The organism is Arthrobacter sp. TB 26, assembly GCF_000427315.1.
In the GTDB taxonomy this organism is placed as follows: Bacteria; Actinomycetota; Actinomycetes; order Actinomycetales; family Micrococcaceae; genus Arthrobacter.
Map to the genome: position 1 here is coordinate 1 of NZ_AUPJ01000191.1, position 5375 is coordinate 5375.

Sequence of the window (5375 nt, forward strand, 5' to 3'; positions counted from 1 at the left end):
CCGGCCGGATCCAGCTGCGGATCCTGTCGGTTCGGAGGGGTGGGACTTGAGTCAGTCACTGCAGCTTCGCTTCCGTAGGCGTCCGCGCCGCCGGCCCGGGGCCCGGCAACGCTACTTATCTGCCTCCGAGCCTACCGCCCGAGCCGCGGAGTGGGCGAGATGCCACCCCGAAGCGGGCCGGGATTCAGGCGGTGGGGATTCAGGCGGCATCCCGGTGTGGCCGGCCCCCGGCCCTGCGGTTATCGTTTCGCGTACTGCGCCCACGGGATGTTCCAGTCGCCGAAGCCTTCGAGCGGCTCCACGGCCGGCGCTCCGGTGTTGAGGGTCTGGACGACGTCGCCGGTCTTCATGTTGTTGAAGAACCAGGCCGCGTCCGCCGGGAGCAGCCCGACGCAGCCGTGCGAGACGTTGTACTTGCCCACCGCACCCCACGCAGATTCGAGGGCCTGGTGGACGTAGACACCGGAGCTGGTCAGGCGGTTGGCGTATTCCACCGTCAGGGGCGGGTAGTAGCCCTTGTCGCCGGGTTTCAGGCCGATGCTGCCGGCGTTGAACTTGGAATTGCGCTCCTGCTCCATGATGACGGCGAAGCCCGTTGGAGAGAGCCACTCCGCGTCTCCCAGTGTGACCGGTGCGGTCTTGACCAGCTGGCCGTCGAAGTACACGTTCATGGTCTTAGTGATGTCATCAACGATTGCGAGGCGCTGCGGCCCAACCTTGAAGGAGGCCTTCGTGTCGGAGTTGCCGATCATCTTGTTGCCGAAGTCGACGCCGAAGAGTTTCAGGTCCACGGTGATCTCGCTGTTGGAAGCCCAGAATGCTTCGGGCCGGATCCGGACGCGCCGGTCCGAGTACCAGCGCCACGCCACGGCCTGGCCGGAGGAAGCGGTGACGGTGACGGCCTTCTCCATGGCCTCCTTGTTCAGCACCGGCTCGCTGAAGACAATCTCGATGGGCTGTCCGGCCCCGACAGTCGTGCCGTTGAGCGGATACACGGCGGCGTCGGCCTCGTTGGCCTTGGCGACAGTCGCGAAGGTCTGCGCCTTCTTCGTCTGCCGGCCGGCCTGGTCGACAATCGTAAAGCTGTACTTGTACTTCGTATCGAACTCGAGGGGATCCCCGGCGGTCCAGGTGGAGCCGTCCGGACTCGTGGTCCCGGGGACGCGGCCGCCGCCGGAGGCCCGTTCCAGCACGACGTCCTTCACGGTGCCGTTAACTGCCTTGACTGAAGCCGGTGCGGCGGGGTTGACGGCCTTGGCCCCGTCGGTCGGGGTCACACCGAGTTCCACAGCCTTCACCACCGGGGCAGCAAGGCCCGCGACGTTGCGCATCGGGGAAGCTGCTTCTGAAGGCATTTCCGCATCGGCCCGGCCGGGCGCCGTCGCGATGCCGATTCCGCCGGCTCCGACGGCGGCGCAGAGTGCCAGCACAGCCAGCATCTTCCCGCTTTTCCGTCCGCCCTTGCCCACGGGTTCCCGCCGGGGCACGGGTTTGCCGCGTCGGCGCCGCGCGCCAAGGTCCGTCGTCATCTCGTCCATGTCCTAATCCCCCAAATAAAAGTCTTTCCGCGGTTCGCGAAGCTGCCCGGGGCTCAGTTGGCGTACTGAGCCCAGGGGATGTTCCAGTCCCCATAGCCGTCGTCCACAGCGGCGAAGTCGCCGTCGGTGTTGACCACCTGGACCACGTCACCGGTAGTCATGTTCTCGAAGACCCATTTCGCACCGTCCGGCCCCAAACCCACACAGCCATGCGAGAGGTTGGCAACGCCGAGATACGGCATGGCGGAGTCCGTGGCCTGGTGGATGAACTCCCCGCTCGGGGTCAGGCGCGTGGCGTAGTTGACGTCGAGCTGGCCGTAGTAGGCCGGGTCGCCGGGCTTGAGCCCGATCGTGGAGGCATCCATGTGCTCCACCCGGTATTTCTCCATGAACACGAGATACCCGCGGGCCGACGGGAACCGGGTGTCACCCATGGTTGCCGGCCACTGTCCGACCTGCTGGTCATTGACACTGGCCGTGAACGTGTGCGCGGTCGCGTCCGCGACGGCCACCTTCTTGTCGCCGATGTGGACGGTGACCTTTTTGTTGAAATTGCCGATCTGCCCGTTCCCGAGATCCACTCCGAAGAGCCGCATGTCCATCGTGATGGTGCTGTTCGCGGTCCAGAAACTCTCCGGCCGGTACCGGACCATGGTGTTGCTGAACCAGTGGAAGTCACCCGCCTGCCCGGAGGTGGAGCTGATCTTGATGGCCTTCTCGACGGCGTCCCGGTTCAGGACAGGCTCGCTGAAAGTGATCTGCAGCGGTTGCGCCACTCCGACCTTCATGCCGTCCAGCGGGTAGATGGCGGCGTCGGCTTCGTTGGCGGTGGAGACCGTGGTGAAGGTCCGCGTCGTGTTGTCCTTGCGGCCGGCGGCGTCCGCCACGGAAAAGGTGTAGCTGTAGCGGGTGTTGAACTTCAGCGGTGCAGTTGCCGTCCAGCTGGAGGCATCCGCGCTGAGGGTCCCCTCAACGGCGTCCCCGGCACCGCTGGTAAGCGACACCCGGTCAATGCGGCCGTTCTTGACTTTCAGGGTCACGGGCGCGGCAGGGTTGACCTGCTTGGCCCCATTCGCCGGGACGACGTCCAGCTGCGCGGGCGCCACCACCGGGAAAGCGAGCCCCGGCGTCGAGCGTTCCGGCGAGGCGGCCTCGGAGGCGAAGGATGCATGGGCCAATCCGGGGCCTGCCGCGAACACCCCGCCGGCCGCGGCGAGGGCGCAGACCGCTCCGAGCACGGCAAGCTTGCGGCCGGTACTCCGGCTTCTCGGGGCGTTCACAATACTCAGGTCCTTCCAGAAGTTACCTTGAAAGCATAAGGGAAATTCCGGTGGGACCCGCCGTCGCCCCCGCCACGATCAGGTCACGAAGAGGTCCCCGGACGGGAGTCCGGAGCCCCCTCTGGCAGCCACCCGCCGGTGCTGCGCCGTTGTGGCGCAGGGTCGGGGTGGTGCTGCCGCGGCGCGGCGGCCGGCGCTTCCTAGTAGCGGTAGTGGTCCGGCTTGTACGGGCCGGAAACCTCAAGGTCCAGGTACTCGGCCTGCTCCTTCGAAAGCTCGGTCAGTTCGACGCCAAGGGCATCGAGGTGCAGCCGGGCGACCTTCTCGTCAAGGATCTTCGGCAGCACGTAGACCTGCTTTTCGTACTCCCTCTCGCCCTCCGGCTGGTCGCGCTTGGTGAAGAGCTCGATCTGCGCGATCGTCTGGTTGGCAAACGAGTTGCTCATCACGAAGGACGGGTGGCCGGTGGCGTTGCCGAGATTCAGCAGGCGGCCTTCGGACAGGACGATGATGGAGCGCTCTTCCGCAGTCCCGGCGTCGAGCACCCACTCGTGCACCTGGGGCTTGATCTCGACCTTCGTGATGCCCGGGATCCGGGCCAGGCCGGCCATGTCGATCTCGTTGTCGAAGTGGCCGATGTTGCCCACGATCGCCTTGTCACGCATCCCGGCCATGTGCTCGGCCATGATGACGTCCTTGTTGCCCGTCGTGGTGATGAAGATGTGGCCCTCGCTGAGGACGGATTCCAGTTTCGCGACCTGGTAGCCGTCCATTGCTGCCTGGAGGGCGCAGATGGGGTCGATTTCGGTGACGATGACGCGTGAGCCCTGGCCGCGGAATGCCTCCGCCGCGCCCTTGCCCACGTCGCCGTAGCCGCAGACGACGGCGACTTTGCCGCCCATCAGGACATCGGTGGCGCGGTTGATGCCGTCGGGCAGGGAGTGGCGGATGCCGTACTTGTTGTCGAACTTGCTCTTGGTGACGGAGTCGTTGACGTTGATGGCCGGGAACAGCAGCTTGCCCTGCTCCGCGAGCTGGTAGAGGCGGTGCACGCCGGTGGTGGTTTCCTCTGTGACGCCCAGCAGGCGCGAACCGATCCGGGTCCACTTCTGCGGATCCGCCTGCAGCGAGGCGCGCAGCACGTCGAGGAAGACCCTGCCTTCCTCGGACTCGTCCTCTGCGGTGGCCGGGACAGCGCCGAGCGCCTCGACGTCGGTGCCCTTGTGGACCAGCATGGTGGCGTCGCCGCCGTCGTCGAGGATCATGTTCGGGCCGAGGTCCGGGTTGCTGTCCGCGCCGGGCCAGGTCAGGATCTGCTCCGCGGTCCACCAGTATTCCTCGAGCGTCTCGCCCTTCCAGGCGAACACGGGCACACCCTGGGGGTCCTCCACCGTTCCGTTGCCGACCACAACGGCGGCAGCGGCTTCGTCCTGGGTGGAGAAGATGTTGCAGGAGGCCCAGCGGACCTCGGCGCCCAGTGCCGTGAGCGTCTCGATCAGCACGGCGGTCTGCACCGTCATGTGCAGCGAACCGGCGATCCGGGCACCCTTGAGCGGCTGGCTTGCGCCGAACTCCTCGCGCAGGGACATCAGGCCGGGCATTTCGTGCTCGGCGAGGCGGATCTGGTGACGGCCTGCCTCGGCCAGGGAGATGTCCGCAATCTTGTAATCGAGAGTCATATGAATCCTTTGTTGTGGCCGGCGGGCAGGTCCGGGACCTGGCAGCCTGTGAAGTCGGTGGACGTGCTTATCGGTGGCTGGAAAGTACTTCGAAGCCGAGCGGCAAAGCGATGGGCCCGCGGGCTAGGCGTCGGTGGGCCGGGACGCTGCCTCGGGCGTGCCTGCGCCGGGGCCGCCGTCGTGCTGGAATGCCGGGGCCGCAGCGGCGGCCGGGAGCAGTTCCGGCGGCAGCAGCAGGGGGATGCCGTCCTCGATCGCGTAGCGCAGCTTCTCGCCGGAGGATCCGGCCGCGGTGGTGACGAGTTCCTCGCCGTCCTGCACCAGCGGCGAACCGGTCACGGGGCATCTCAGGACAGACAACAGTTCGGGACTGATCTTCGGCATGGTGAACGCTCCCTGGTGGACGCCGCAGCAGGCGCCGGTGGCTTACGGATTTTGCAGTTCCCAGCCTACCGCCAGTTGCCGCCTACGAAGGTTCGCGCAGGACGCGCAGATGCCCCCGGCGGGTGCCCTCGGACCCGGCCGGAGCTTCAAGGGCCGGGTGGACGCTGCGCTGGCCCTGGCCGGATTCCGGCGCGGCGGGCCGGGAGGCGGCTTCCCGGACGGCGTTGGCAAGGGCGAGGAGGTCATCTGGGCCGGGACCTGCGGGGGTAGCCGGCATGGCCAGCCGCATCACTTCCCAGCCGCGCGGGACGGTCAGGGACCCGGCGTGCTGTTCGCACAAGTCGTAGCAGTGCGGCTCGGCATAGGTTGCCAGGGGTCCCAGGACCGCGGTGGAGTCGGCATACACGTACGTCAAAGTTGCCACCGCTGAGTTGCGGCAGGCTGACCTTGAACAAAGACGAATTGCACCCACGACATCACAGACTACTCCCCCG

The 5375-nt window shown here is 66.7% G+C and carries 5 protein-coding genes; all 5 read right to left on the reverse strand.

Annotated elements, in window-relative coordinates:
• Nucleotides 1-239 precede the first annotated feature (239 nt).
• Nucleotides 240-1538 (reverse strand): Ig-like domain-containing protein, encoded by a 1299-nt coding sequence (locus K789_RS0106595; RefSeq protein WP_024366067.1) that lies wholly within the window; start codon nucleotides 1536-1538, stop codon nucleotides 240-242.
• Between the two features lie 53 nt (nucleotides 1539-1591).
• Nucleotides 1592-2818, reverse strand: a complete 1227-nt coding sequence (locus K789_RS0106600; protein ID WP_024366068.1) for a L,D-transpeptidase — start codon at nucleotides 2816-2818, stop codon at nucleotides 1592-1594.
• A gap of 200 nt (nucleotides 2819-3018) precedes the next feature.
• Nucleotides 3019-4497 carry an adenosylhomocysteinase gene (gene ahcY, locus K789_RS0106605; protein ID WP_024366069.1) on the reverse strand — a complete coding sequence of 493 codons (1479 nt, stop codon included), beginning with the start codon at nucleotides 4495-4497 and terminating at the stop codon, nucleotides 3019-3021.
• A 123-nt stretch (nucleotides 4498-4620) separates the two neighbouring features.
• Nucleotides 4621-4881 carry a Trm112 family protein gene (locus K789_RS0106610; protein WP_024366070.1) on the reverse strand — a complete coding sequence of 87 codons (261 nt, stop codon included), beginning with the start codon at nucleotides 4879-4881 and terminating at the stop codon, nucleotides 4621-4623.
• Nucleotides 4882-4963: 82 nt separating this feature from the next.
• Nucleotides 4964-5375, reverse strand: a 412-nt coding sequence (locus K789_RS0106615) for a DUF3499 domain-containing protein (protein ID WP_416352791.1), incomplete at its 5' end; no start/stop codon positions are given.

Bases quoted from the DNA above. Each gene is read 5' to 3' on its own strand.
- K789_RS0106595 (WP_024366067.1), bottom strand. From the start codon at position 1,538: ATGGACGAGATGACGACGGACCTTGGCGCGCGGCGCCGACGCGGCAAA.
- ahcY (WP_024366069.1), bottom strand. From the start codon at position 4,497: ATGACTCTCGATTACAAGATTGCGGACATCTCCCTGGCCGAGGCAGGC.
- K789_RS0106610 (WP_024366070.1), bottom strand. From the start codon at position 4,881: ATGCCGAAGATCAGTCCCGAACTGTTGTCTGTCCTGAGATGCCCCGTG.